This window comes from Sphingomonas sp. NIBR02145, assembly GCF_027359115.1.
Lineage (GTDB): Bacteria > Pseudomonadota > Alphaproteobacteria > Sphingomonadales > Sphingomonadaceae > Sphingomonas > Sphingomonas kyeonggiensis_A.
In genome coordinates this window covers 4,377,187-4,401,497 of record NZ_CP114791.1, presented here as the reverse complement: position 1 = coordinate 4,401,497, position 24,311 = coordinate 4,377,187, and the positions used below count along the sequence as shown (strand labels likewise).

Genomic DNA, 24,311 nt, shown 5'->3' with positions numbered 1-24,311 from the left:
GCCGCGAGCGGCATGTGACAATGAGACATCCGACCACCTCCTTTCCGTTGTTGACGATTGCCCGGATGTGGGATGCCAGTAGCGGTGTTTCAATCGCAAGAAGCTGACATCGCACGCATTTTTCGGGCGGCGACGCCTTTCGAAGCCCGACCGGGCCCTGCCACCCAGGACCGGACACCTTGCCAGGAACCCGCGCCGATGGCTCCTCGTTCTGTCGATGGGGGTACTGGAGCGTGCCATGACCGAGATAGACCGCCTCATCGCCCAATCCGAAACGGAGCTTCTCCGGGCAAGGACCGCGCAGTCCGTCGACGCGCGCGATCGTCATGTGATGTGCTCGGAACGCCTGCTCGACGAAGCCTGGCGGCTTAACGAGGCCGACGCGGATTTGCCGCCGCTCGAGAGCGGTCTGTGGTGCGTGCGTACAGACGGGATGCGCGCGGCCGCCTGAGGCCCGGAACAGGCACCCGGCGGGACGGTTGGGAAAGGACGAGGAGAGACATCATGACCGATCATGTTCCCCAAGGGGCCAGTCCCCAGGATTTCCGCGAGACTGCCGAACGCAGCCTCGATGCCGGTATCGCCGATGAGAGCGCCAGCTACGCGGCCGCGGCTGTACCGGCCGGCGACGATCCGGGACGGCAGGATGCCGATGGCATCCCCCAGACCGGCGAGGAGGATCCGCTCGCGCAGGTGAGCGACGGCGATTCGAGCGCGGGTGCCGCCGAGTTCGCGCGCATGGAGCGCGCCGAGGCGCCGCAGGAGTCGGTGGACGGTAGCGACAGCATCGAGCCCGGTCGTATCCCGGGCTCGGCGGAAGACATCGAGGTGGCTGGCGTGACCGGGCCCGGCCCGAGTGGCTGACCGCGGATCTAGCGGAAGTCCCGTGGCTTGATCTTGATGCCCTCGGTCGGCTGTCCGGGAATGATGCCGGATCCCAGGCGAAGGTCCGGGATATAGATATCGCGAGGATTGCGGCCGAGCGGCCGCTCCGCCGGATCGCGCGGATCGGGGCCCTGGCCGTGCCTGACCACATCGGCCCGCGCGACGCGGTAGATGTCGGCGACCTCGCGCCGGCTCCCGACGCTCGCCAGCAGCGAGGACAGGTCGTCGAGCTGCTCGGCGATGACGTGGATGACGTCGCCTTCGCGCTGCACCTTTCCGCGAAGACCGATCATCGAGGCGCCGAGCACGACGCTGCGATATTTCTCGAAGACGCCGGTCCAGACGACGAGGTTGGCGATATCGGTTTCGTCCTCGATCGTGATGAACATCACGCCCCTGGCCGAGCCCGGCTTCTGCCGGACCAGGACCAGTCCCGCGAGATTGATCCAGCGGCCGTCCCTCGTCGTCCGGGTCGCCGAGCAGGGCAGGATATGCCTGTCGGCAAGTTCCTTGCGGAGGAAGGCGAGTGGATGCGCCCGCAGCGACAGGCTCGTGCTGCGATAATCCTCGACCACTTCCTGACCCTCGCCCATCGGCGTCAGTATCACCTCGGGCTCGATGGCCTCATCGCGCCAGGCCTGGTCACGCCGGTCGGCGGCCGCGAACAACGGCAGCGGCGCGTCCGCCAGGCCCCGGACCTGCCAAAGCCCGCTCCGGCGCGTCTGGTCCAGCGAGCCGAACCCATCGGCCTCTCCGATACGGTTGAGCGCGCCGGCGCCGATTCCGGCGCGCCGCTGGATTTCCTCTACGCTGGCATATCGCCCTTCGCCCCGCGCGGCGACGATTGCAGCCGCATCGGCATTGGCGAGGTCGCGAACCATGCGCAGGCCCAGGCGCACCGCCATGTAGCGCCCGTCGGTCGGCTCCAGTGTACAGTCCCAGCGGCTGGCGTTGACGTCTATCGGGCGCACCTCGACGCCGTGCTCGCGGGCGTCCCGGACGATCTGTGCGGGCGCGTAGAAACCCATCGGCTGGGCATTGAGCAACGCTGCGCAGAAGGCGTCGGGATGATGGCATTTCATCCAGCTCGAGGCATAGGCGATGAGCGCGAAGCTCGCCGCATGGCTCTCGGGAAAGCCATAGCTACCGAAACCCTCGATCTGCTTGAAGGTCTTCTCGGCGAAGTCATGGGCGTATCCGCGCGCGACCATGCCGTCGATCAGCTTGTCGCGAAAATGGCTGACGCCACCGGTCAGCTTGAACGTCGCCATGGCGCGGCGGAGCAGGTCCGCCTCGCTCGCCGAGAAGCCGGCGCATTCGATCGCAACGCGCATCGCCTGCTCCTGGAAAAGCGGTACGCCGAGCGTCTTCTCGAGCACGCGGCGCAGTTCCTCCTTCGGATAGGTGACCGCCTCCTTGCCCTCGCGACGCCGGAGATAGGGGTGGACCATGTCGCCCTGGATCGGGCCCGGGCGCACGATCGCGACCTCGATCACCAGGTCGTAGAAGGTGCGCGGCTTGATGCGCGGCAGCATCGCCATCTGCGCGCGGCTCTCGATCTGGAAGACGCCGAGCGTGTCGGCCTTGCGGATCATCGCATAGGTAGCCGGATCCTCCGCCGGGATGGTCGCGAGGTCGAGCGCGACGCCCTTGTCGGCCTCGAGGAATTCGAAGGCGCGCCGCATGCAGCTCAGCATGCCGAGCGCCAGCACGTCGACCTTCATGAAGCCCAAAGCGTCGATGTCGTCCTTGTCCCATTCGATGACCTGGCGGTCCTCCATTGCGGCGGGCTCGATCGGCACCAGGTCGTCGAGCCGGTCCCGGGTCAGCACGAAGCCGCCGGGGTGCTGGGAGAGGTGCCGCGGCGTGTTGATCAGCTGCCGCGCCAGCTCGAGCGTGAGCGCGAGCCGGGGATCTGCCATGTCGAGATTGAGTTCCTCGGCTTGGACGGAAGTGACACCCTCGCGGCTCCAGCCCCAGACCTGGCTCGCCAGCCCGGCAGTCATGTCCTCGCTGAGCCCCAGCGCCTTGCCGACCTCGCGTACCGCCCCGCGCGCGCGGTAGCGGCTGACGACCGCGGTGAGCGCGCTGCGGTCACGGCCATAAGTCTCGTAGATCCACTGGATCACTTCCTCGCGCCGCTCATGTTCGAAGTCCACGTCGATATCCGGCGGCTCCCTGCGCTCGGCGCTGACGAAGCGCTCGAACAGAAGTTCGGAGCGGACCGGATCGATCGACGTGATGCCGAGGCAATAGCATACCGCCGAGTTGGCGGCCGAGCCCCGGCCCTGGCAGAGGATGTCCCGCGAGCGCGCGAAGGCGACGATGGAATGGACGGTCAGGAAATAGGGCGCGTAGTCGAGCTGGCCTATGAGGCGCAGCTCATGCTCGAGCTGCGCGCGGATCTTCGGCGTCACGCCGTCCGGATAGCGCCCGGGGGCCTTCTCCCAGGTCAGCCGCTCCAGCTCCTGCTGGGGGGTGCGCCCCGCCCCCTTGATCTCGTCGGGATATTGATAGCGGAGGTGCTCGAGGTCGAAGCTGCAGCGCTCCGCAATCTCGAGGCTTCGTACGACCGGACGCGTATCGCCGAGATAGCGGCGGTACAGCCGCTCCATCTCCGCGCCGGTCTTCAGGTGCCGGTCGGCGATCCTTTCGCGGCGGTCGCCCAGCGCATCGACCGTACATTTCTTCCGGATGCAGGTGACCACGTCCTGCAGCAAACGCCGCTCCGGCGCGTGATAGAGCACATCGCCCGTCGCCACGGTGGCGACCCGCGCCTTCGCCGCCATTTCGCACAGGTCGCGCAGTCGCACCGCGTCGCGCGGGCCGCGGCGCAGCGCAAGCGCCAGATAGGATCGGTCGGCGAAGATACGGCTGGTCCGGTCCAATGCCGCCAGAGTATCGGCATTGGCCCGGTCCGGAACCAACACGCCGATAAGTCCCTGGTTCCAGGTCTCGATATCGCCCCAGTCGAGATGACAGGCGCCCTTGCCGGCCCGGCTCTTGCCGATCGAAAGCAGGCGTGTGAGCCGGCTCCAGGCGGTCCGGTCGGTCGGATAGACGAGCAGGGCTGTGCCATCGGCCAGATCGAGCCTGCAGCCGGCAATGGAGCGCACGCCGGTCGCCTTCTGGGCGTCCCAGGCGCGCACGATTCCCGCGACCGAGTTGCGATCGGCGATACCGAGCGCGGGAAGACCGAGCAGCGCCGCCGCAGCAAACAATTCCTCGGGCGAGGAGGCGCCGCGCAGGAAGCTGAAATGCGTGGTTACCTGGAGTTCGACATAAGAGGGGCTGGACATGGGACGAGTCGGCAAGAGGAACGGTGTTCCTTATATGTTCTTGCCGGCCGGGTCGAATCGATCCTCAGGCCTCATTGCCCCGGACCGACGCTCGTGTCCGGGGCCGACCGCCGCCTAGTCGCCCTGCGCCAGCAACGTGCGGATCGCCACCGCAAGCGTCTGGAGCTTGTATGGCTTGCGAAGAATGGGAAATTCCCGCTGGTCCGCGGGAATGAACTGCTTGCTGCTATAGCCGCTCGCCAGCAGCACCGCGACCCGATCGTTCTGCTCGCGCACGCGCTTGGCAAATTCCAAGCCGTTCATGCCCGGCATGACGATGTCGGAGAATATCAGGTCGACCGAGTTGTCTCTCAGGCGCTCGAGCGCTTCCTCGCCGCTCGCAGCCTCGACCACCTCGCAACCGAGATCCTCGAGCAGCTGTCGCGCGAAATAGCGGACATGGTCGCTATCCTCGACCAGCAGCACATTGAGGCCGGCGGAAATCGAGACTTGGGGATCGAGCTCTGCCCCCTTTTGCGCCGGCTTGTCGGTCCGGGGCAGCAGAATGCGGACCGTCGTGCCGTGGCCGAGCTCCGATTCGATGGTTGCGGAACCCCCGGATTGCACGGCGAACCCATGGATCTGGGACAGGCCGAGCCCGGTGCCCTTTCCGGCCGGTTTGGTCGTGAAGAAGGGCTCGAAAACGCGCTCCAGCTTCTCGGGCGCGATGCCCTCCCCGGTATCGCTGATCGCAAGGCACACCATGTCGCCCTCGGGCCGCGAAAGGTTGCTCGTCACGAGACGGATCTGGCCTCCGTTCGGCATCGCATCGCGCGCATTCAACACCGCATTGAGCAACGCAGTCTCCAGCCCCGTCGGATCGATCTCGACCGGCCAGAGCGCCGGCGCCAGGTCGAGCTCGAGCGCGACATTGCCGCCCAGCGTACGCTGGAGCATCTCGGCCACCGCATCGAGACGAACGCTCAGATCAAGAACCTCGGGCTCGAGCGGCTGGCGCCGCGCAAAGGCCAAAAGCTGCGAAGTCAGGCTGGCGGCGCGCTCGGCGGTCTCCAGCATGACGTGGAGATAGCGGTTACGCTTTTCGGCGGGCAGGTCCGGCTGCTGCAGAAGGAAATCGGTCGAGCCGCGGATCACGGTCATCAGATTGTTGAAGTCGTGCGCGATGCCTCCGGCCAGCTCGCCGAGTGCCTGGAGCTTCTGCGACTGGAGGAGCGCGGCCTGGGTGTCGCGCAGCTCGTCCTGCGCGAGCTTGCGCTCGGTCACGTCGCGCGTGATCTTCGCGAAGCCGATATGGGTGCCGACCTCGTCGTAGATCGGATCGATGACGACATGGGCCCAGAACAGCGATCCATCCTTGCGGACGCGGCGAGCCTCGGCCTCGAACTTGCCTTCGCGCAGTGCCGTCTCGAGCGCCATGGCCGGCGTGCCCCGCGCGCGATCCTCTTCGGTGTGGAAGAGCGAGAAATGCTCGCCCAGCACCTCCTGCTCCTCATAGCCCTTGATTGCGCGGGCGCCGGCGTTCCAACTCGTGATGCGTCCGCTCGGATCGAGCATGTAGATGGCATAGTCGTGTACGCCCTGCACGAGCATGCGGAATTGCAGTTCGCTGGCCAGGCGCGCCTGTTCGAGCTGGCGCCGCTCGGTGATATCGCGCGTGATCTTGGCGAACCCGACCAGCGTCCCATCCTCGGCGCGGATCGGGTCGAGCACCGCATGCGCCCAGAACCGGCTGCCGTCCTTGCGCACTCGCCAGCCCTCGACCTCCGACCGCCCCTCGTCGGCCGCCTTGGCAAGCGCTTTGGCGGGAAGCCCGGCCGCGCGATCCTCCGGCGTAAAGAAACGCGAATAATGCTCGCCGACGATCTCCTCTGCGGCATAGCCCTTGAGCCGCTCGGCACCCGCGTTCCAGGTGACGATCCGGCCTTCGCGATCGAGCATGTAGATCGCATAGTCGATCACCGACTGGACCAGTATCTCGAACCGGTTTGCGACAGGATCCTCGAGCGGCGATTGGACCATATTATTCCCTGAAAAGAAGGCGCTGCGCCGCCATAGCGCGCATGGGCACGGCCGCGCAAATCCCGCTAGAAGGCGGAGATTGCTGGAAATTGTCCGGCTCCTCCGGGCCGCAGGATGCGCCACGACCGGAGCGCGCCCGAGGGGCGAGCATAGCTCAAACGGCGGGCCAGTTATGACTGTGGGCGGAACGTGCGCGTTGCCAAGGGGTTGATATCACCGCGTGGAAAGTATGCCCTGAAGTCAGCTAAGTGCAGGAAATCATTGTGTCGGATCCTCGTATCGTCGCCATTGGTCTGCTTACCCGGCAGGACCCGGAACGGCTGGGAGAAAGCTTCCGGGGCGCGATACCAGTGCCGGCCGATGGAGGGTTCGACGATCTCTTGCGCCAGCTCGACCAGGTCGAGCTGGCCGCCTCGGGCCGCGGCGTCCTGTTGGTTGCCGATCCTGCGTCGCACGGCGAGACATGATCTTCGCTCCGCCGGCTTGCTGCCATGCACGGTCCATAGCGGAGTTCGCCCATCATAGCGCGGCAGGCAAGTTCGCCCCCTATCACGCTCGAACCCACGATACCGTTTGCCCGACACGAGTCCTGATCTGGGTTAATTCGTGATTTATTAGGTAGTTAGCGCCCAGATGACCTCTGCAAGGAGAATTCGATGCTGCAACTTCTCTACATCAGCTCGGCGCGCAAGAACGAAGTCATCGATCTCGACCAGCTCCTTGCACAGGCGCAGCGCAACAATGCGCGCGACGAGATCACCGGCCTTCTCTACACCGATGGGCGTCGGTTTCTCCAGGCGCTCGAAGGACCGAAGACCGCGGTCGAGGACGTCTTCCTTCGCATCATCGCCGACCCTCGCCACCATGCGCTGGTGCTTCTCTCGCGGCGCGAAACCACGCGGCGCGAATTCGGCGAATGGTCGATGGCCCGCCGCAGCTTCCAGGAGACGCAGGACCAGTTCGGCGGCCGTATCGCCGCACTTTGCCGGGATACCGATCCGTCGATCCGCGGCACCTTCGCCGGGCTGGTCGACGTGCGGGACGCCGCCTAGCCCTCCTTGGGTCCGAAGTCGCCCATATCGTCCCGCGACGGCTGCTGCGGCGGTCGAGCGCGATCCGAACCCGGTCCGCTAGCTCCCCTTGCGATAGGGCTTGCCGACCACGTCGAGCTGTGTGCCGCGCGGAATATCCGCGACAAGATCCTCGTTATAGCCGGTCGTCATCAGAATGGGCAGCAACGGCTGGCAACCGAAGTACCCACGGCACCGGCGAAACACAACGCTAGGACTTGCCGCCTGTGGCGGTGTCGCCAGCCAGCATCGATTCGACCATGGCGCCACCGACGCCCGCGATCGCAGTCTGCGCCAGCTCCTTCACTTCCTGCCGGCCGATATCGATCGCACTCTCCGTGGCGCCGCGCGCGACGTCCTCCAGCGTGTCCGCGAGCGGACCGAGAACCTCGGCTTCGCGGCGCGTTACGGGCAACAGCAGCGCGATTCCGGCGCCGATCGTGGCAGCACCAAGCGCGGCGGTAATCGGATTTTCCGCGACCTGCCGCGCACCTGCCGATGCCAGCCGGCCGAGGCGACCGCCAGCGCCGGCGATCGCGGCGCGGCCTGTGTCGATGCGGCGTGCCTTGTGCGCGCCCCGTGCCTCGCTCGTGGCGGCGTTGAGCTTCGTAGCGGTCTGACGGGTCATGCGAGCGCCTCCTTTGCGCGTGCCTGGCTACCGGACCCGGACCGAACCAGCCCGGCCTTGAAAATGCGTCCGGCCGCGAAGCCCAGCAGCGAGGCCGCGCCGATCGCGATCACCGGGTTGCGCCCGATGACGCGCCGCGTGCCGTCGGCGATTTCGTCCAGTTACGTGTTCCGCACCGTCTTCGCGAGCCGATCGAGGGCGTCTCCACCACGATGGACGGCGCTTCCGGCAGTATCGCCAAATCTTTCCCCGGCATCGTCGCCGAACTGGCGCACGATCTCGACGACGGTGCCCATGGCATCGGCAGCTCCTGCCTTTCGCTCTTCGGCAATCCGGCCAAGCCGCGCGATACCCTGGTCGACAAGGGCATTGCTCGAGGTGCCGATGCGGCTGGCGATGTGGGACAGTGCCGAGGGCGACGCCGCCTCGGGCGCCGCGGCGGCGCCGGCGGCTTCTGTCGGAGTCGTCGTCATGTGATTTGCTCCCGTCGGAATTCGCGCTTTCAACCGACGCGAATGCACCCTGTTCCCTTTCGCCGGCAGAGTCAGGCCGTCCGCCACCGGGGACGCGACGATCGCAAGGAAGGGCGTGCGTCAGGCGGCCAGCGCGTAGCGCCTGCAATGCTCGAGATACCCCTCCTCGTGGCTCCCTGCGAGGGAAACGACGCTCTCCCAGAGCCAAGAGGGGGCGTCGATCAATCCGCGCCGGTCGGCGTCAAGCGCCTCCCCCCACGCCTTGCGGTCATGGGCGTCGAGTTGCCTCGCATGCGCCTTGGCCACCACGAAGGCGAGATAGCGTGCAGCCCTAATCGCCTGTCCCTGGCTGAACTGCTCGACTTCGATCTTGAGGTCCTGGGGCGCCAGTTCGCGCAGCACCAGGCTGCGGCCCAGCATATGCACGGGCATCATGCGCGAGCCGAGGTGAGGCGAGAGTGCCTTCGCGGCGGTGACAACCCTTTCCCCCTGGTCCTTGGGCAGGCGGGCGCCCCGATAGGCCGGCGCGATCGGCTCGACCGCCTCTTTCAAATCCATCAAGGCGTATTCCGATTTCCCCTTGCCCGTCTCCAAGCCGACGATCGCCGCGAAACGCAGCGACCCGAGCGAGCTGCAGCCTTTCATCCAATAGGCTGCATCGACGAGCCGGACGCTGCGCGCCTTCCCTTTGCGGTCGAGCGACAGGATCAGCCGCGCGACATCGCCATCCTCGAACAGGCTTTGCAGCGCGGCACGCTCGTCGGGGTCCAGCGCCCAGAAGCGCTTGCCCAGCGGCAGCCTCGGCTCGATCGCGTCCAGGCGCTCCTTGGCAAGGTGTTTCCAGCGGCGTCCCAGCGCTCGCCGCTTGACGCTGCGGACGAGCTCGGGCTCCACACCGGGGTCGTCCCGATCGGGATCGCTCAGCGCCGCGCCATAGCCATCCACCATTTCCTCCATCATTCGAGCGGTCACGACACCCGGAAGATCGGAACCGCGTGCCGCCGTCGCGAGCGACAGGCCCAGGCGAATCAGGTCGTGGGCCGGATTTCCGATGACGGCCTGGTCGAGGTCGCGGATCTGAATTTCCACGTCGCCCAGTTCGTTGGCGAGCGGTCCGAGATTGCCGAGGTGGCAGTCGCCACAAATCCATATCGCCGGCCCCTGCGGGATCCGGCGCGCGGCGGGCGATGCCGCCAGCCATTCGTAGAATTTGGCGGTGTTGCCGCGGACGAAGGCGTGCGCGGACCGGGCCATCTTCATGGCGCGGCGACTTTCCAACATGGTCTTGCGGTCGGCTGGGAGTGGCATCGGCAAATCTGGCTTCCTCATTGGGAAACGCTGCAACGCCCGAGCGGCCGGATTGTAACAAACTGTTGCTGCAACCATGCTCCCAACCGTCGCCTAGGGGTTTAACCTGAAGCAAGTGCCTGAGCGAGCGCGAGATTTCTGAGGAACGCCGTGCCCGCTTTCGAGTTGAGCAGCGCACCGACGCCATAGGGCGACGCGCCACTTTGGCAAAGGCCGCGACCTGCGCGTCGCGACCGGACAATCATCGGAGGTCGCCACGCTTATTGCGATTACTGGCTGGGTAGCGCCCTGCGCGACCATGATCGCGGCGATGATGACCGCCGCGAACCTCGGTGCCCGTTTGACGGGATGGGGCTTCGTCGTCTTCACCGTCGGATCGCTCGGCTGGGCGACGGTCGGCCTTTCCAGCGGACAGACCAATTTGCTCGCGACCAACTGCTTCCTGACGCTCGTCAACGCGGTGGGGATCTGGCGCTGGCTGGGCCGCCAGCGCGTCTATGAGGATGGCGGGAAGTCCGCCTCCCAGGCGAGCCGGCGCGCCGCCGCGCCATCGCTGTTCACTGCCACCGGCCTGGCCGGGATGCCCGTCGTCGACAGCGTCGGCGACCGCGTGGGGAAGGCGGTCGAGGGGCTTGTCGAATGCGCGACCGGCGAGATCAGCTATGTGGTAGTGGCGAGCGGACCGCCCACCGGGATTGGCGAGGCGCTGCGCGCAGTGCCGCGCCAGGCGATCCGTTTCGGCTGCGACTTCCTGGCGCTCGATATGCCGCGCAACCTCTTCGACGCGATCGAGCCGCTCGACGGCGGCGACTGGCCCGTGAAAGTCGTGCTGGACCATGCGTCGTGATCAGCATCGGCCGCTCGGGTGCGGCTCGCCGTCTGCGCCCAGCGCGTGGGGATGCGGCTCCCCGGAGGACGCTTGCCCAGCCTCCGGCTGGCATGACCTTCCCATTCGAAAGGTAGAACAGCGTGTCATCCATGCCCGAGCCTGCGGTCCGCGCCCTCGCTACCCCCGATAAGGTGCGCCCCGCCCCGATCGGCGCGGCCGCGGCCCAGTTGGCCGAGATCCTTGCCTTGGAAGACGTCATCGTCGCCGCTGGCGATGAACAGCGGGCGGCGGCGCTTGCCCGGACGCTAGACGCTCTCACCGAAGCAGAGATCATCTACTGCCCCGGCAGCGACGCGATTCCGGGCGACGACGCGCCGGCATCCCCGGTGAATGTCGGGCAACGCGTCTCTGCGTTGCGCCGCCTCCGCCTCGCCCAGGCGCACGAGCGCCAGCGCCGGATCGCATTGGTGACCAGCGGCGAGGCGCTCGGCCATCGCTACCCGCCGCCACAGGCTTTCGATGCCGAGCCGCCCAGGGTTGTCCGCGGCGAGGCAGTGGACCTGGCCGGCCTCTTCGACGGCCTCGTCGAGGCTGGCTATGTCAGCGACGAACGGGTCGACGAACCGGGAGAAGTGGCGCTTCGGGGCCAGGTCCTCGACGTGTTTCCGGCCGATGCCGAGCTTCCGCTGCGCGTCGAGATTGTCGATGGCGTGATTGTTTCCATCCGGAGCTACGATCCGATCGACCAGCGTTCGGTAGAGGAACTCGACGCGCGCGAGCTTGGGCGCGTGGCCGAGCCGGATATTGGGAACGAAGGCGTCTCGCTCGTCGATCACCTCCCGGGCGCCCGGCTCGCGATCGAGACCGGCGCGGAGGAGCGCCGGCGTCGATTGCTCGCCCTCGTCGCGGATGCCGAGCGGAGGCGTCCTGGCAAGGCGCGCCGGCACGTCGTCGGCGATCGCGACTGGTCCGCAGCGATCGCGGAGCGCAAGGCTATAGAGCTGGAAGCCGAACCGGCTCCCGTCCCCCGGTTCGTGGAGGAAAGATCCCCAATGCGCGCCTTTGGAGCATTCGCGCGCGCGCTGCTCGCGGGGGGTGGCACCCTGGCGATCCTCGGAACCGCCCGCGACCTGCGCTTTCTTCGCGCACGCGTCGCCAAGGCGGCAAAGGCCGAGATCACGGACATGCCGGACTGGGAGAGCGTCGTCGGAGCCGAGCCTGGCCGCCTTCTCGCCCTGGAAGTGCCCCTGGACCGCGGCTTCCGCCGCGGCAATCTGGTTGCCGTTGCGGCCGCCGATCTGCTCGGCAGCCGGGCGGAACGCGGCGATGAGATCGCCGACAGCCACCAAGCATTGGTCTTCGCGCTGGACGAGATCCGCATCGGCGACGTCGTCGTCCATGAGGACCATGGCATCGGCCGCGTCCATGGGCTCGGAGCCTCGCCGGCAGGGGACACGGAAGCGATCGCACTCGAATATGCAGGGGGCGCAATGCGGCTCGTGCCGATCGGCCAAGCCGATCGCCTGTGGCGCTACGGCGCGGACGCCGACGCAGTGACGCTGGACAGGCTCGACGGTTCCAGTTGGGAGAAGCGCCGTTCCGCGATCGACGCCGCGATCGCGGAGACCGCAGCGGGGCTGATCGAGATCGCAGCGGCGAGCGCCGGGCGAACGGCGCCGGTGCTCGCGCCGGACTCGGCTGAGTATGAGAAATTCGCCGGCGGATTCGCATTCACCGAGACGCGGGACCAGGCCAGGGCGATCGATGCGGTGCGCGCCGATCTCGCCTCGGGAAAGCCGATGGACCGCCTCGTCATCGGCGATGTTGGATACGGCAAGACCGAGGTGGCGCTGCGCGCGGCCGCGCTCGCTGCGCTTGCGGGATATCAGGTCGCGATCGCCGCCCCCACCACCGTGCTCGCGCGCCAGCACCTTGAAAATTTCGCCGCGCGGTTCGAGGGAACCGGAATAGAGGTCGCGGGTCTGTCCCGGCTTTCCACGCCGGCCGAGCGCAGGCGCGTCCGAGCCGGCATCGCGGACGGCTCGATCCGGGTCGTCGTCGGCACGGGCGCCGTGGCCGGCAAGGGCGTCACCTACAACAGGCTAGGCCTGGTCATCATCGACGAAGAGCAGCGGTTCGGCACAGCCGACAAGGAACGCCTTCGTAAGCTGGGGGCAGGCCATGCGCTCTCGCTGAGCGCGACTCCGATCCCGCGCACGCTGCAAAGCGCACTTGTCGGCATCCAGCAGCTCTCGATCATCGCATCGCCGCCAGCGCGGCGGCAGCCGATCCGCACTGCGGTCACCGCGTTCGACAAGGCCGCGATACGGGCGGCACTGCTGCGCGAGCGCAGCCGGGCGGGCCAGAGCTTCGTGGTCGTGCCGCGTATCGAGGACATGGCGCCGCTCGCCACAATTCTCGGCGAGCTCGTGCCGGAACTCGAGGTGCTGACTGCCCATGGCAAGATGGGCGCGGCGGAGATCGACGAGACCATGGTCCGCTTCGCTCGGGGCGACGGCGACGTCCTGCTGGCGACCAACATCATCGAGGCCGGCCTCGACGTACCGCGCGCGAACACCATGGTGATCTGGCGGGCGGACCGTTTCGGCCTGAGCCAGCTCCACCAGCTGCGCGGACGCGTCGGTCGCGGCGGACGCCGTGGCCAGGTCATCCTCCTGACCGACCCGGACAAGGCGCTGGCGCCGCGAACGTTGAAGCGCCTGCGGACGCTCGAGGCCTTCGATCGGCTCGGCGCAGGCTTCGCGGTGAGCGCGGCGGACCTGGACATGCGCGGCGCGGGCGACCTCATGGGCGACGCACAGGCCGGCCATATGAAGCTGATCGGCATAGACCTCTATCAGGATCTGCTGGGGGCGGCGCTTCGCGCCGCGCGCGGCGAATCCGTGGAGCGCTGGACGCCCGATCTTCGCCTCGGCATCGAGGGCCGGCTCCCGGGATTGTTGATTCCGGAAGCTGAGATCCGGATCACTTTCTATATCAGGCTCGCCCGTGCGCGATCGTCGAGCGAGATCGATCGGATCGAGGAGGAGCTGGAAGATCGGTTCGGATCGCTGCTTCCCGAAGCGAGGACATTGCTTGCGATCGCCCGCGTCCGAACCGAAGCGCGCTCGGCAGGCATCGCCCGCATTGATGCCGGGCCGGCTGCGATCGCGCTGACGCCGCGACCCGATAGCGGTCGCGCGTTCGAGGCCCTCGCGCTCGAGCGGAAGGGCGACCGGCTGATCGCAAGGGATCGCATCGAGGATCCGCTCGCCAGGCTCGAGCGGATAGAGGAATTGCTCGCGACGATCCGCGAGGCCGGCGAGGGCGGAGCCACGGACCCTGTTCGGTAAGGCCAGGCCCGGCTAACGGCGAAGCGCGTCGCGACCCGGACGCCATTGCCGGACTTCGCCCCGGGCTAGCCGTCCTCGCGATCGGCTCTTGCCGGCGCCAGCGATGGCTTCGCCGCGAAGTCCTCGAAGCTTGCCTCGCCACCCTGGGCCAGATCTAGTCAGTCGGAATCGGCACCAGGCTCGGCCATGCCCCGATGCAGTTCCGCCAGCACCGATTGCGGCGCGATTCCTGCAGCTGCCACCTGCAGCTTGTTGGCGAGGCCCGACACGATATGACCCTTGCCGGCCATCAGCGCATCCCAGCCGTCCTTCGCCACCTTGGCAGGATCGGCCTTGGAATCGTCCCGGCCGACCTTGGTGTCGAGCATGTCGGCACGTGCAAAGAATTCGGTGTCGGTCGCGCCAGGCATCAGCGTGGTCAGCGTGACGCCCTTGGCGTCCTTGAGCTCGTTGCGCAGCGCCTCGGTGAAATTGTCGATGAACGCCTTGGTGGCATTGTACACGGCATTGAAGCTCCCGGGGATGTATCCGGCGATCGAGCCGGTCACCAACACCTTGCCGCTGTCTCGAGCTACCATGTCGCGCAGGACGTTCTGGAGCAGATAGACGGTGCCGGTGACGTTGGTGTCGATCGAATGTCGCCAGGCCGCGACGTCCTGCTCGAGAAAAGGACCACCGGTGCCAATGCCCGCGTTCGCGCAAACCAGATCGATGGCGCGGCCGGCAGCTGTCGCGAGCAGCGCCTCGACGCCGTCGAGCGTCGAGAGGTCGGCCTGCACCGACTGTACCTCGGTGCCGAACTGCCGGAAGTCCGCTGCCGCCGCATCTATTAGCGGTTCGTCGGCGACGACGATCAGATCATAGCCTTCCTTCGCCGCGAGTGTCGCCAGTTCGAACCCGATCCCCGTGGAGGCACCGGTCACGATCGCGAGTTTGTTCGCCATTTTCCCTACTCCGCTGCCAGCGCCAGGCCGGGCTTGAGCACGACTTTGGTCACTTCGTTCTGGTTGTCGTGGAACATCTTGTAGCCCTTGGGCGCGTCCTCGAGCGGCAGCGTGTGGCTGATCAGGAAGGTCGTATCGATCTTGCCTTCCATGATCGCGTTGAGCAGCGCCGGCATGTAGTGCTGGACATGGGTCTGGCCGGTCTTCAGCGTCAGGCCCTTCTCCATGAAGGCTCCCAGGGGAAACTTGTCGACGAAACCGCCATAGACGGCTGGCATCGAGACGCGGCCGCCCTTGCGGCAGGCGTGGATCGCCTGACGGATCGAGTGGATGCGATCGGTGCCGAGAAAGGTGCTTGCCTTGATCTGGTCGATCACATTGTCGACGAAGAAGCCATGCGCTTCGAGCCCGACCGCGTCGATCACCGCGTCGGGGCCAATGCCGCCGGTCATCTCCATCAGCGCCTCGTAGGTGCGCGTCTCTTCGAAGTTGATCGTCTCCGCACCGAACTTCTTCGCGAGCTCAAGCCGGCGCGGAAAATGGTCGATCGCGATCACGCGCTCGGCCCCCATCAGGAAGGCCGACTGGACCGCGAACAACCCGACCGGGCCGCAGCCCCAGACCGCCACCGTGTCGCCGGGTTCGATCTGCGCATTCTCCGCCGCCATCCAGCCGGTCGGCAGGATGTCGGAGAGGAACAACACCTTCTCGTCCTCGATCCCCTCGGGGATGACGAGCGGGCCGACGTCGCTGAAGGGAATGCGGACATATTCGGCCTGTCCGCCCGAATAGCCGCCGGTCATGTGGCTATAGCCGAACAGCCCGCTCATCGGCTGCCCGTACAGTTCCTGGGCGATGTCCTGGTTATCGGCGGGCAGCCCGTTATCGCAGGCTGAGTACTGGTGTTTGCCGCAATGGTAGCAGCTGCCGCAGGCGATGGTGAACGGCACCACGACGCGCTGGCCCATCTTCAGCGTCGATTTGGGACCGACCTCGAGCACCTCGCCCATGAACTCATGGCCGAGAATGTCGCCCTTCATCATCGTCGGGATGTAGCCGTCGTAGAGATGAAGGTCGGATCCGCAGATCGCGGTGGAGGTCACCTTGATGATCGCGTCGCGCGGGTTGAGGATCTCGGGATCGTCGACCGTATCGACGCGGACGTCGTGCTTTCCGTGCCAGGCCAGTGCGCGCATCAGCGTGCTCCCTCTTCAAAAAGACTCGCGCGCATCAGTTCTTCCCTTCGTCCTGGAGCCGCTTGTTGCGCGCGCCGGTGGCGATCTCGCCGGTTTCCATCAGTTGCTTGAAGCGGCGCAGGTCCCGGCGCGCCTGAATGGCCGGCTCGCGCTGGAACATCTTCGCGATCAGCTTGCCGATCGCGCCGGCTGGCGGATCGTAGAGGATCGTCGCAGTCACGATCGTGCCGCGACCACCTTGCGCATCGCGAAAGTCGATGCGACCGCTGTTCGGCACGTCGGCGCCATCCTCGGAAGCCCAGGCGATGAAGCTGCCGTCCCGCTCCTCGGTGATCGCCGAGGTCCATTCGACGGTCCTGCCGCCGGGGGCCTTGACGACCCAGTGCGAGCGCCTGTCATCGAGCACGTCGATGCGTTCGACATTCTCCATGAACGTCGCAAGATTGGCGAAGTCGCGCCAATAGGCGAACAGCTCTTCGCGCGGCCGGTTGATCGTCACAGTACGACCGACCAGCACGTCGGCGTCACCCTGGCCAGGCTTGTCGATCAGCGTATCGGTCGCCGCATCGACCGCGGCCGAATCCTTGGAAGTCGCCAGTGGCGCATCGTCGCGCTGCGGCGTGTCGAGAGTCTCGCCCATCTTCGTCTCTCCGGGAGATTATCTCGTTAGAACAATGCGCTATTCGCGCCGTTCCGGCCTGCATCGATCCGTCCGTCGCGCGCCGCTTTCCATCTGTCGCCACAGTTCAGCCTGGGTTTCGCGCGGAACTGCCTGTCATGCCCGATCGGCCTGCGGCGCGCCTTGACCAAATGACATGTCGGCGGTGACCGCTCGCGCCGCGCGCCTGCGGATCGTCCACCCCGGGGCGATTCGACCGGTAGATCACGCCTTGGCCAGGATCACCTCCAACTCGGCGGGCCGGAGTTCGCGTATCAACTGGTCTCGCGTACATTGCGCCGGTGCCTTGTCGGGCCTCCAGCGCAGGAACCGCGTGCCATGGCGAAAGCGCCCTGCGCTGACCTGGTCGTAGACCACCTCGACCACCAGCGCGTGGCGCAGCTTCACATAAGGCTTGGCAACCCCGCTCCACCGGCTCGGTGCGCCGGGTGCGTCGCCGGTGAAGCCCGGCTCGCCCACGGCTCCGGTCACCCTTTGCAGGATTTCAGCTCGGTCGGCGGCCGCGAAACTCGAGGTGAAGCCAACATGATCGAGCAATCCGTCCTCGTCGTAGAGACCGAGCAACAGGGACACGCTTCCCTTGGCGCCCTGTCGATAGCCACCCACGACGCAGTCGGCGGTCCTTAGTTGCTTGACCTTGCGCATAGCGCGTTCGCCGGCACGATAAGGTTCGCCCAGCGGCTTCGCAACAATGCCGTCGAGCGCGCCGCCGCTTCCGGCGAGCCAGTTCCGTGCCACCTGCGCTTCCTCGGTCCGAGGGGACAGCATCAGCCGGGGCAATGCATGCGCCGCGTGGAAGGCCTCGAGCGCAGCGCGCCTTTCGATGAGCGGCTTGTCCGCCAGGAAAGTTTCGCCGAGCTGCAGGCAGTCGAACAGCATGAACTGTGCGGGTGCCTCGGCGACCAGCTTGGCGACACGGGAAGCCGACGGATGGAGCCGGGCCTGGAGCGCCGCGAAGGACAGGCTGTCCCCAACGGGAATGATGAGCTCGCCATCGAGAAGGAAGCGCTTCGCTGCAAGGCCCCGCAGCATATCGACGATGTCGGGAAAATATCGGCCGAGCGGCTTGCCCCACTTCGACCAGAGCTCGACCTCCTCTCCCTCGCGCAGCGCAAGCGCGCGAAATCCGTCCCATTTGGGCTCGAACTGCCAGCCGCCGCCCATAGGCAGGTCGTCGGCCAGCACTGCCTCCATCGGCTGCGGAATCGAACGCGACTTCATGATCGCGCCGAGCAACGATCGGAGCGCCGCGCCCGTTCCTGCCACGCCGGCGCCGTTTCCAGGTCGGTGCGGATGCCTGCGAATTTGCGAAAGCTTTTCGCGATACTGTGCGATCGGGGTCAGCGCCGGGTGAGCCGCCTGCGGTTCGCGCGGACCTTGCCGCCATAAAGACGCAGCAAAGCATCGGCCACGCTGTGCGGCGAGCTGCCATAGCTGCCCGTCAGCAGGCGGGTATTGGCCTCGACCAGTGCCAGCCATTTCTCGGACACCATGCGGCTCGCCTCGGCGCCGGCGCCGCTCCCGCCGCTCGCGATCTTCCAGGACCGCAGGCCGATCACGATGCTCGCCTCGACGCCGAGCTGCCAGAGGCGAAAGCCGATGGCGAACGCTTCCAACGGGGATTCGCGATCCATGGCGTTCTCCATTTCCGTCTCGGCCTCGGCATCTTGCCGGGCGGATTTCCCGCCGAGCGTTTCGCAAGCCGGCCTTTCGCGATCTTCGGCAGCAAGCGCTTAGGGTGCGGGCGAACCGGCGCCCGCATCCGGTCCTGCTCAGGCGGTGATCAAATTCACGGCCCGGGGCTTCGCCACGGGAAGCCCCGACGCTTCCTCCTGCGCAAGCAGGCTCTGCTTCAGCGCCAGCATCTCGTCGCGCAACGCGACGAGATCGACATCGGTCGCCCTGCACTGGGCGAACATGCCCTCCGAGGGCATCTCCTCCTCGTGCACATGGTGCTTGATCTCCTCGGAGAGCACCTTGACCTTGGCGTCGTAGAAGTCGTCGCCGGGATCTCCGGCCTCGATATCGTTGACCAGCACCTTGGCGCCGTCATGCTCGACATAGGCTTCCTCGAGGATATCGTCCTCGATCTTACCCTTGAACGCCGGGTAGAAAATCTCTTCCTCGATCGCAGTATGGACCTTCAGCTCCACGCAGATCTGATGGGCGATCTTCTTCTTCGCGGCGGCACCGTTGGTGCCTTCATATTGCTCGAACAAGGCCTCGACCTTGCGGTGATCGGCCTTGAGCAGTGCGATTGCGTCCGTGAATTCAGCCATGTTGGATCTCCCGCTTGCGCGCGATCTAAGCGGTCCGGAATTGCGTTCGGTTCCGCCTGCGAATCGATTGCAACTGAAAGGCGGGCGTCTTTCCGGCATCGTGATTTCGTCGCAGCGGTGCAGATACGGCCAGCGTGAATTGGCCCTCGGCAGGCAATAGTCGCTCCGCCGGTGGCCGGAGAGAACTTCGAGGCGGCGACCGCGTTATCCGCCGGTGCTTCGAGGAGATTTGCATGACCGACGACGCTTCCGCCCCGCAATCCAACAGCAAGACCGCGCTGACCGATGACATCGTCAAGCATTTCTCCGGCGACGCGCCGCTGACGGAAAAGGCCAAGGGTTTCGCCAAGGCGCGTCCCTGGACCAGCGCGGCCTTCATCGGTATCGCCGCGATGGCGCTGATCAACGGGCTGCGGGGCGTCCGCCGGCGCTGACGCCCGCGGCGGTGCCGCGCCTGTCCGTCAGGCGAAGCTGCTCTTTGGTATGTGGGTGACACGGCATGCGAGGTCCGCCTCGCCCGAGGCCACGACATAATGATCGCCCGCATCGGCGATGCCGGTGGTGAACACGACGTCGCGGACGTACATCTTGTCCTCGAGCGGCCTGGTCAGTTCGGGCGCCGCCTCGAGCAAAGGCGTATGCTCGGTGCGCAACACCCTGGCGGGATCGTCGCGGTCCAGGATCGACCAATAGGTCCGATAGATGCCGACGATCTCCTTGGGCTCGACGCCGTGCCACAAGGTGAGCCAGCCGGCATCGGTGAGGATCGGCGGTGTGCCACCGCCCATTCGCGCCGTAGCGATCGTCCCCGCGTGCGGGCGGATGCCGGGCTCGCGGTGCGGCTTCCAGTGGAGCGCGTCGGGCGAGGTCGCGAGATTGATCGACGGGCCGCCGCGCCATTCGCTGCCCGGGGGATAGGTGAAATAGAGATCGCCGAGCGGCCGCGTCTGCGCCCAGTATTTGCCGTCCACCATCCCTTCGAAGATCAGCATGTCCTTGTTCTGGTGGTCGAGGACCACGTCCTCGAAGGTGAAGTCGAGGCCGTTCTGCGAGCTGTACAGCGTCGTCGAGTGGCGCTCGGGACTCACCGAGCAGGTCGTCATCAGCCAGCGATCACCGACTTTCGACACGCGCGCATCCTCGACGCCATAGCATTGGAAGCTGCCCTTGGGGGCGATCGCCTTGTCGTAATGGATGTCGACGATCTCGAGGCCATCCGGCGTGAGCTCGACGGGGAGGATCCACGAGAGCGAAGTCAGCGCCATCACCTTCCAGCGACCGCCGCGGATCAGGAACTTGCGGGGATCGCCGGTGTCGACCAGCTCGAGCGGCCAGGGATCGAGGACGTAGCGGCCCTCGTGCCAGCGGATTGCGTGGATCTTGCCGTCGACGATCGGATCGCGGAGCGCCTCCGCCACCCGGACGAAGATCGCCAGGTTGCCGTTGGGAAGCCGCGTCAGCGCAGGGTTGAAGGCGCCGAGCACATAGGTCTCGGCATCGAAATGCCCTGCCAGCGGAGAGCGCGACAGGTCGATGTCGTCGGGGCCGAAGACGAGCCGGTCGATCGGGAAGCTGGTCATTCCTTGTCCTGCGTGCGAGGCGCGATCGTCACCTGCTGGACGACGGCGCGCCGGGGCTGGGTCAGGACGTAATGGACCCCGACGGCGATATCCTCGGCGCGCAACATCCACTCCTTGTTGATCTGCTCGGCCTGCTCCTCGGCGGTGAAGCTCGAATATTGAAAGTCGGCGCCCGTCTTGCCGGGCTCGACCAGCGCGACCTTGATTCCCTTGGGGCCGAGCTCCTTGCGCACCGCTTCGGCAAAGCCGGCGATGCCGGCCTTCATCCCGGCATAGACGCTGGAATCCGGCCCCAGCACATGCGCGCTCATCGAGCCGATCAGGACGATGTCGCCGTGATCCTGCATCACCTCCGCCGCGGCATCGACGCTCGCGAGATAGGCGGTGAAGTCGGTGGCGATGGCATAGCGGAGTTCCTCCGCGTTCATCTTGGTCACGCCCTGCGCCGGGATCGCCGCATTGAGGACCGCGATGTCGAACGCGCCGAAATAGTCCTTCGCCGCCCCCACGAAGCGGGCGACGCCGTCGGGGTCGGCGAGGTCGATGTTGATGCCGTCGCCCTTGCCGACCTCGCGGATGCGGCCGAGCCCGTCCTCGAGATGCTGCGGATCGCGGCCGCAGACGAACACGTCGACGCCTTCGGAGGCAAGCAGCACGGCGATCGCCCGGCCGATGCCGGTGGTCCCGCCGGTGACGATCGCCTTGCGCCCCTTGAGGCTCGGCATCTCGGTATGCGCGTCGGAAAGGTCGCGGGCGGGCGGGTCGGCAAGCTCGGTCATGGCTGCATTCTCCTTCCCGCCACGAACCAAAGGGACGCGCGCGGGTTCCCGGCATAACCCAGGTTATGGCGCGCAACTGGCCGCCGAAATCGGGCGTTGTTGCAGTCGGTTAGACGATGGGAGAGCGATCATGCCCCAAGGCGACAAGAGCAGTTACACCGGCAAGCAGAAGCGCAAGGCCAAGCATATCGAGGAGGGCTATGAGGACCGCGGCGTCGGCAAGGAGGAGGCCGAGCGCCGCGCCTGGGCGACCGTCAACAAGGAGTCCGGCGGCGGCAAGAATTCGGGATCGGGACGAGGCAAGCAGGAGAATCACGACAGCGCCCGCAAGGGCGGCGAGAAGGGCGGCGCCTCACAAAGCGCGGCCAAGCGCTCGGCGGCGGCGAAGAAGGGCTGGGAGACCCGCCGCCACCAGGCGCACGCGCATTGAGGCGGCGATGAGCGACCCATGGGGAGATCGCCGGGCAGGCGACGCGGCGGACCGCGACTATCTCGAGCGGCGCGCCCGGGAGGAACGCGCGCGCGCCGAGCAGGCGGACGATATGGGCGTGGCCTATGCCCATCGCCGGCTCGCCGAAGCCTATGAGCAGCGTCTTGCGGCGATGAAGACCGAGCTTGGCGCCTAGCTTACCAGAGCAACTCGATCGTCGCGTCCGCCGGAACGTGATACTCGATGCGGCCCGCGGACGCGTGCCGCGGCCGCAACGCCTTGCCGCCGTGCGCCGACAGGGTGAATTCCGGTAGCCCGGCGCTTCCCGCCCGGATCAGGCTGAGCCGAGCGTCGCGGCCTGGGCTGCCCGCGAGCTGGAAGCGCAGGGCCTTCTCTCCCGGGCGGTCCAGGCCGAGCAGGAAGTGATCGCAGAACAGCAGGAAGGGCGCACCCTCGACGCGGTGAAAGGCGCGGCTGGCGAAGACGAAGGCCGAGCCCGCGCCATAGATTTCCTGCCCGACCTGCCCCGCCGGCTGCCCGTCGACATACAGGTCCTCCACCGGGAAGGAGAGCGCGCGGTCGATATGGCCGTTGGTCGGGCGCTGCTTCGGCGCGATCGCGTCTTCCGGAAGCGCGTCGGGATAGTAGAACCAGGCGCGGTCGAGCGCGTAGCGGCAATATTCGCAGATCAACAGCTTCGCGGCGGGATCGAGCTCGGGGCCGGCGTCCTTCAGATAGCGCTCGAACGCCGCGAAGCTGTCGAAGCACTCGTACATCGCCATATAGGGCGCATCGTGGAGCGCCGTCGCGCCCAGGAAGTTGCGATAGTGGCGGGCATGGCCGATCTCGGATTCCCACATCGCAGTGTTGTGGAAGAAGCTCGCCAGATAGACATAGCTCTGGCGCAGATAGGTTTCCTCGCCGGTGATCCGCCATAGCCGAATGCAGGCGGCGGCCCCCCAGGCGGTCAGATTTGCCTGGTAGTTGAGCTCGAAGCGCATCTCGCGCGCCGCGTCGATCGCCGCGCGCGCCTCGTCGAGGTAGCGCCACTCATCGGTCAGCTCGAAGGCCTGGAGCATGACATAGGCGTACATGCCGCCGACATCGGTCTGGCCTAGCCCGGCATCGTCGCGCGCCGCCTGCAGCACCTTGAAGTCGCGCACGTCATATTGGATCGGCCATCTGTACTCGAAGTGGCGGGCAGCGCGGATTCCGTAGTCGAGCGACTTGCTGAACAGCCGCAACGCCGGCTTGTCGCCGTCGATGGCGAGGCGCCCGAGCTTCGACAGCGGATGATAGAGATACCAGCTGTCGACCGCATTCCTGTCCTTGTCCTTGCCGACATTGGGCAGATAGCGGCGCAGCGTTCCGAGCCTCGGATCGTAGAACTTGCCGAGCCCGGCCGCCAGGTCGACACCGATGGCGGCCTTCCCGCCGGCCCATACCTCCCAGTCGCGGATCCCGCTCAGCACGGAGAGCTGGACCATCGAATCCGGATATTCGGCGGCGGTATAGGGATGGACATAGCTATGGCCATAATGGCGGATCGTCGCCTTGGGCGAACGGGCGAGGTCGCGCAGCGAATCCTCGGCGCGAGCGGTCCAGTCGCGATAGGCGATGTCGGGCTGCTCGATCTGGCCGAACACGGCGCCGAGCAGCGAGAGATAGCGCTGCGCCATCGCCTGCTCGTCGCCATCGCTGTCGTCGTGGAAGGCGATCAGGGCGTGGGAAAGGAGGACTTCCTCGCCCGCGGGCAAGGGATCGACCGGCGGGGTTCCGCGCTGCGGCGGCGTCGGCAGGAGATAGCCGATCTCGGGCCAGACGCCGCCGACCGCGCCGTCGGGCTTGGTATCGGTCAGGGCGAAGTAACGGTTCAGCCGGGTGAGGTCCTGGCAATAGAGCACGCTGCCGAAGTCCGGCTCCTCGAGCCGGAAATAGATCGCGCCGGTGTTGAAGCCGCGCTGTGCCGCCTCGACCTGCCCGACCGCACCCAGGGGATCGTCGCGCGCGTCGAGCGGATATAGGTCGCGCGGCACGAAGGAGGTGAGCAACGGGACCTTGGCCTCGAGGCTCGTCGCCACCTCCAGCACCGGAATCGCACCCTCGACCAGGCGCACCGCGATCCGGTGCGTACCGATCGGGCTCCTGACCTCGATCCGCGCAGCCTCGCCCTTCCGGGCGCGCACCGTTCGCGCTTGCCGATAGCCCGCCGGGCAGAAGGCCGCCCGCATTGCGATGCCGCCGCGCCCCGGGCGGCGCACGATTACCCAGATCGCGTCATGGCCCGCCGCGAGCGAGATGGTCCGCCCGCCGAGCGACAGCTGGCAAAGCTCTGACATCGTGCCGCGGCGCAGCTCCTCTCGCAGCAGCACCGCGCCCGGCGTGGCGCCGGCAACCGGGTCATGGCTGCGACCGTGCATGGCTAGGCGACCTCCCGCCAGGCGGCGCGGCGAGGCTGCCGAGACACCTGGGTAGATCGGACAGGCGTACGGCCCGCCGCCGCGCGACCCGAACGCCGTACGACCCCGACGCTTAGCGCTCGAACCCTCGGCGAGCCCGG

At 66.7% G+C, this 24,311-nt stretch carries 23 protein-coding genes; 9 read left to right on the top strand and 14 right to left on the bottom strand.

Features of this window, described 5'->3' with window-relative positions:
* The first annotated feature begins 238 nt into the window (after positions 1-238).
* Positions 239-451, top strand: a complete 213-nt coding sequence (locus O3305_RS20160) for a hypothetical protein (protein WP_269574132.1) — start codon at positions 239-241, stop codon at positions 449-451.
* 53 nt (positions 452-504) lie between these two features.
* Positions 505-864 (top strand): hypothetical protein, encoded by a 360-nt coding sequence (locus O3305_RS20155; RefSeq protein ID WP_269574131.1) that lies wholly within the window; start codon positions 505-507, stop codon positions 862-864.
* A gap of 8 nt (positions 865-872) precedes the next feature.
* On the opposite strand, the gene O3305_RS20150 is transcribed toward O3305_RS20155, so the two are convergent.
* Positions 873-4,184 carry an error-prone DNA polymerase gene (locus O3305_RS20150; RefSeq protein ID WP_269574130.1) on the bottom strand — a complete coding sequence of 1,104 codons (3,312 nt, stop codon included), beginning with the start codon at positions 4,182-4,184 and terminating at the stop codon, positions 873-875.
* 114 nt (positions 4,185-4,298) lie between these two features.
* Complete coding sequence (locus O3305_RS20145) at positions 4,299-6,203, bottom strand: hybrid sensor histidine kinase/response regulator (RefSeq protein ID WP_269574129.1); 1,905 nt, start codon at positions 6,201-6,203, stop codon at positions 4,299-4,301.
* 263 nt (positions 6,204-6,466) lie between these two features.
* Between O3305_RS20145 and O3305_RS20140 the strand changes: the two genes are divergently transcribed.
* Positions 6,467-6,670 carry a hypothetical protein gene (locus tag O3305_RS20140; RefSeq protein WP_269574128.1) on the top strand — a complete coding sequence of 68 codons (204 nt, stop codon included), beginning with the start codon at positions 6,467-6,469 and terminating at the stop codon, positions 6,668-6,670.
* Positions 6,671-6,859: 189 nt separating this feature from the next.
* Entirely contained in the window at positions 6,860-7,255 is a 396-nt protein-coding gene (locus O3305_RS20135) for a BLUF domain-containing protein (RefSeq protein WP_269574127.1), read from the top strand.
* Between the two features lie 229 nt (positions 7,256-7,484).
* On the opposite strand, the gene O3305_RS20130 is transcribed toward O3305_RS20135, so the two are convergent.
* The 3 genes from O3305_RS20130 to O3305_RS20120 all read right to left on the bottom strand — a co-directional run bounded on the left by O3305_RS20130 (position 7,485) and on the right by O3305_RS20120 (position 9,628).
* Complete coding sequence (locus tag O3305_RS20130) at positions 7,485-7,901, bottom strand: hypothetical protein (protein WP_269574126.1); 417 nt, start codon at positions 7,899-7,901, stop codon at positions 7,485-7,487.
* 161 nt (positions 7,902-8,062) lie between these two features.
* Positions 8,063-8,374 carry a hypothetical protein gene (locus O3305_RS20125; protein WP_269574125.1) on the bottom strand — a complete coding sequence of 104 codons (312 nt, stop codon included), beginning with the start codon at positions 8,372-8,374 and terminating at the stop codon, positions 8,063-8,065.
* 120 nt (positions 8,375-8,494) lie between these two features.
* On the bottom strand, positions 8,495-9,628 hold the full coding sequence (locus O3305_RS20120) for a DUF2252 family protein (RefSeq protein WP_269576571.1): 1,134 nt from the start codon (positions 9,626-9,628) through the stop codon (positions 8,495-8,497).
* A gap of 352 nt (positions 9,629-9,980) precedes the next feature.
* Here O3305_RS20120 and O3305_RS20115 point away from each other — a divergent pair, with 352 nt between their 5' ends.
* A complete protein-coding gene (locus tag O3305_RS20115) occupies positions 9,981-10,529 on the top strand; it encodes a PRC-barrel domain-containing protein (RefSeq protein ID WP_269574124.1) in 549 nt (182 codons plus the stop codon).
* A 131-nt stretch (positions 10,530-10,660) separates the two neighbouring features.
* Positions 10,661-13,864 (top strand): helicase-related protein, encoded by a 3,204-nt coding sequence (locus tag O3305_RS20110; protein WP_269574123.1) that lies wholly within the window; start codon positions 10,661-10,663, stop codon positions 13,862-13,864.
* Between the two features lie 158 nt (positions 13,865-14,022).
* Here the strand turns inward: O3305_RS20110 and O3305_RS20105 are convergent, their stop codons facing one another.
* From O3305_RS20105 to O3305_RS20080, 6 genes are all read right to left on the bottom strand, one after another.
* Positions 14,023-14,808 (bottom strand): SDR family NAD(P)-dependent oxidoreductase, encoded by a 786-nt coding sequence (locus O3305_RS20105; RefSeq protein WP_269574122.1) that lies wholly within the window; start codon positions 14,806-14,808, stop codon positions 14,023-14,025.
* A gap of 5 nt (positions 14,809-14,813) precedes the next feature.
* Complete coding sequence (locus tag O3305_RS20100; protein ID WP_269574121.1) at positions 14,814-16,004, bottom strand: zinc-dependent alcohol dehydrogenase; 1,191 nt, start codon at positions 16,002-16,004, stop codon at positions 14,814-14,816.
* 34 nt (positions 16,005-16,038) lie between these two features.
* Positions 16,039-16,644, bottom strand: a complete 606-nt coding sequence (locus O3305_RS20095) for an SRPBCC family protein (protein WP_269574120.1) — start codon at positions 16,642-16,644, stop codon at positions 16,039-16,041.
* A 243-nt stretch (positions 16,645-16,887) separates the two neighbouring features.
* Positions 16,888-17,904: an ATP-dependent DNA ligase gene (locus tag O3305_RS20090; protein ID WP_269574119.1), complete on the bottom strand. Its 1,017-nt coding sequence runs from the start codon at positions 17,902-17,904 to the stop codon at positions 16,888-16,890.
* A 119-nt stretch (positions 17,905-18,023) separates the two neighbouring features.
* Positions 18,024-18,317, bottom strand: a complete 294-nt coding sequence (locus O3305_RS20085; RefSeq protein ID WP_269574118.1) for a hypothetical protein — start codon at positions 18,315-18,317, stop codon at positions 18,024-18,026.
* A gap of 138 nt (positions 18,318-18,455) precedes the next feature.
* A complete protein-coding gene (locus O3305_RS20080) occupies positions 18,456-18,962 on the bottom strand; it encodes a hemerythrin domain-containing protein (protein ID WP_269574117.1) in 507 nt (168 codons plus the stop codon).
* Positions 18,963-19,195: 233 nt separating this feature from the next.
* On the opposite strand from O3305_RS20080, the gene O3305_RS20075 reads away from it, so the two are divergent.
* Positions 19,196-19,396, top strand: coding sequence for a hypothetical protein (locus O3305_RS20075; protein WP_269574116.1), 201 nt, complete (start codon positions 19,196-19,198; stop codon positions 19,394-19,396).
* A 27-nt stretch (positions 19,397-19,423) separates the two neighbouring features.
* On the opposite strand, the gene O3305_RS20070 is transcribed toward O3305_RS20075, so the two are convergent.
* Positions 19,424-20,542 (bottom strand): glycoside hydrolase family 130 protein, encoded by a 1,119-nt coding sequence (locus O3305_RS20070; RefSeq protein WP_269574115.1) that lies wholly within the window; start codon positions 20,540-20,542, stop codon positions 19,424-19,426.
* A complete protein-coding gene (locus tag O3305_RS20065; RefSeq protein WP_269574114.1) occupies positions 20,539-21,321 on the bottom strand; it encodes an SDR family oxidoreductase in 783 nt (260 codons plus the stop codon). Before O3305_RS20065 ends, O3305_RS20070 begins: the two co-directional genes overlap by 4 nt.
* Positions 21,322-21,451: 130 nt before the next feature.
* Between O3305_RS20065 and O3305_RS20060 the strand changes: the two genes are divergently transcribed.
* Positions 21,452-21,751: a plasmid stabilization protein gene (locus O3305_RS20060; RefSeq protein ID WP_269574113.1), complete on the top strand. Its 300-nt coding sequence runs from the start codon at positions 21,452-21,454 to the stop codon at positions 21,749-21,751.
* A gap of 7 nt (positions 21,752-21,758) precedes the next feature.
* On the top strand, positions 21,759-21,947 hold the full coding sequence (locus O3305_RS20055) for a hypothetical protein (RefSeq protein WP_269574112.1): 189 nt from the start codon (positions 21,759-21,761) through the stop codon (positions 21,945-21,947).
* Between the two features lies 1 nt (position 21,948).
* Here O3305_RS20055 and O3305_RS20050 read toward each other — a convergent pair whose 3' ends face one another.
* The gene (locus tag O3305_RS20050; RefSeq protein WP_269574111.1) at positions 21,949-24,171 is read right to left on the bottom strand and encodes a hypothetical protein; all 2,223 of its coding nucleotides are present in this window, start codon (positions 24,169-24,171) and stop codon (positions 21,949-21,951) included.
* Positions 24,172-24,311: the final 140 nt, after the last annotated feature.

Excerpts from the sequence above, each read along its gene's own strand:
- O3305_RS20145 (WP_269574129.1), bottom strand. The coding sequence starts at position 6,203 with ATGGTCCAATCGCCGCTCGAGGATCCTGTCGCAAACCGGTTCGAGATA.
- O3305_RS20110 (WP_269574123.1), top strand. The coding sequence starts at position 10,661 with ATGCCCGAGCCTGCGGTCCGCGCCCTCGCTACCCCCGATAAGGTGCGC.
- O3305_RS20085 (WP_269574118.1), bottom strand. The coding sequence starts at position 18,317 with ATGGATCGCGAATCCCCGTTGGAAGCGTTCGCCATCGGCTTTCGCCTC.
- O3305_RS20080 (WP_269574117.1), bottom strand. The coding sequence starts at position 18,962 with ATGGCTGAATTCACGGACGCAATCGCACTGCTCAAGGCCGATCACCGC.
- O3305_RS20050 (WP_269574111.1), bottom strand. The coding sequence starts at position 24,171 with ATGCACGGTCGCAGCCATGACCCGGTTGCCGGCGCCACGCCGGGCGCG.
- O3305_RS20075 (WP_269574116.1), top strand. The coding sequence starts at position 19,196 with ATGACCGACGACGCTTCCGCCCCGCAATCCAACAGCAAGACCGCGCTG.
- O3305_RS20060 (WP_269574113.1), top strand. The coding sequence starts at position 21,452 with ATGCCCCAAGGCGACAAGAGCAGTTACACCGGCAAGCAGAAGCGCAAG.
- O3305_RS20135 (WP_269574127.1), top strand. The coding sequence starts at position 6,860 with ATGCTGCAACTTCTCTACATCAGCTCGGCGCGCAAGAACGAAGTCATC.
- O3305_RS20150 (WP_269574130.1), bottom strand. The coding sequence starts at position 4,184 with ATGTCCAGCCCCTCTTATGTCGAACTCCAGGTAACCACGCATTTCAGC.
- O3305_RS20065 (WP_269574114.1), bottom strand. The coding sequence starts at position 21,321 with ATGACCGAGCTTGCCGACCCGCCCGCCCGCGACCTTTCCGACGCGCAT.
- O3305_RS20055 (WP_269574112.1), top strand. The coding sequence starts at position 21,759 with ATGAGCGACCCATGGGGAGATCGCCGGGCAGGCGACGCGGCGGACCGC.
- O3305_RS20160 (WP_269574132.1), top strand. The coding sequence starts at position 239 with ATGACCGAGATAGACCGCCTCATCGCCCAATCCGAAACGGAGCTTCTC.
- O3305_RS20115 (WP_269574124.1), top strand. The coding sequence starts at position 9,981 with ATGATCGCGGCGATGATGACCGCCGCGAACCTCGGTGCCCGTTTGACG.
- O3305_RS20100 (WP_269574121.1), bottom strand. The coding sequence starts at position 16,004 with ATGCGCGCACTGGCCTGGCACGGAAAGCACGACGTCCGCGTCGATACG.
- O3305_RS20125 (WP_269574125.1), bottom strand. The coding sequence starts at position 8,374 with ATGACGACGACTCCGACAGAAGCCGCCGGCGCCGCCGCGGCGCCCGAG.
- O3305_RS20095 (WP_269574120.1), bottom strand. The coding sequence starts at position 16,644 with ATGGGCGAGACTCTCGACACGCCGCAGCGCGACGATGCGCCACTGGCG.
- O3305_RS20130 (WP_269574126.1), bottom strand. The coding sequence starts at position 7,901 with ATGACCCGTCAGACCGCTACGAAGCTCAACGCCGCCACGAGCGAGGCA.
- O3305_RS20155 (WP_269574131.1), top strand. The coding sequence starts at position 505 with ATGACCGATCATGTTCCCCAAGGGGCCAGTCCCCAGGATTTCCGCGAG.
- O3305_RS20120 (WP_269576571.1), bottom strand. The coding sequence starts at position 9,628 with ATGGCCCGGTCCGCGCACGCCTTCGTCCGCGGCAACACCGCCAAATTC.
- O3305_RS20070 (WP_269574115.1), bottom strand. The coding sequence starts at position 20,542 with ATGACCAGCTTCCCGATCGACCGGCTCGTCTTCGGCCCCGACGACATC.
- O3305_RS20105 (WP_269574122.1), bottom strand. The coding sequence starts at position 14,808 with ATGGCGAACAAACTCGCGATCGTGACCGGTGCCTCCACGGGGATCGGG.
- O3305_RS20090 (WP_269574119.1), bottom strand. The coding sequence starts at position 17,904 with ATGAAGTCGCGTTCGATTCCGCAGCCGATGGAGGCAGTGCTGGCCGAC.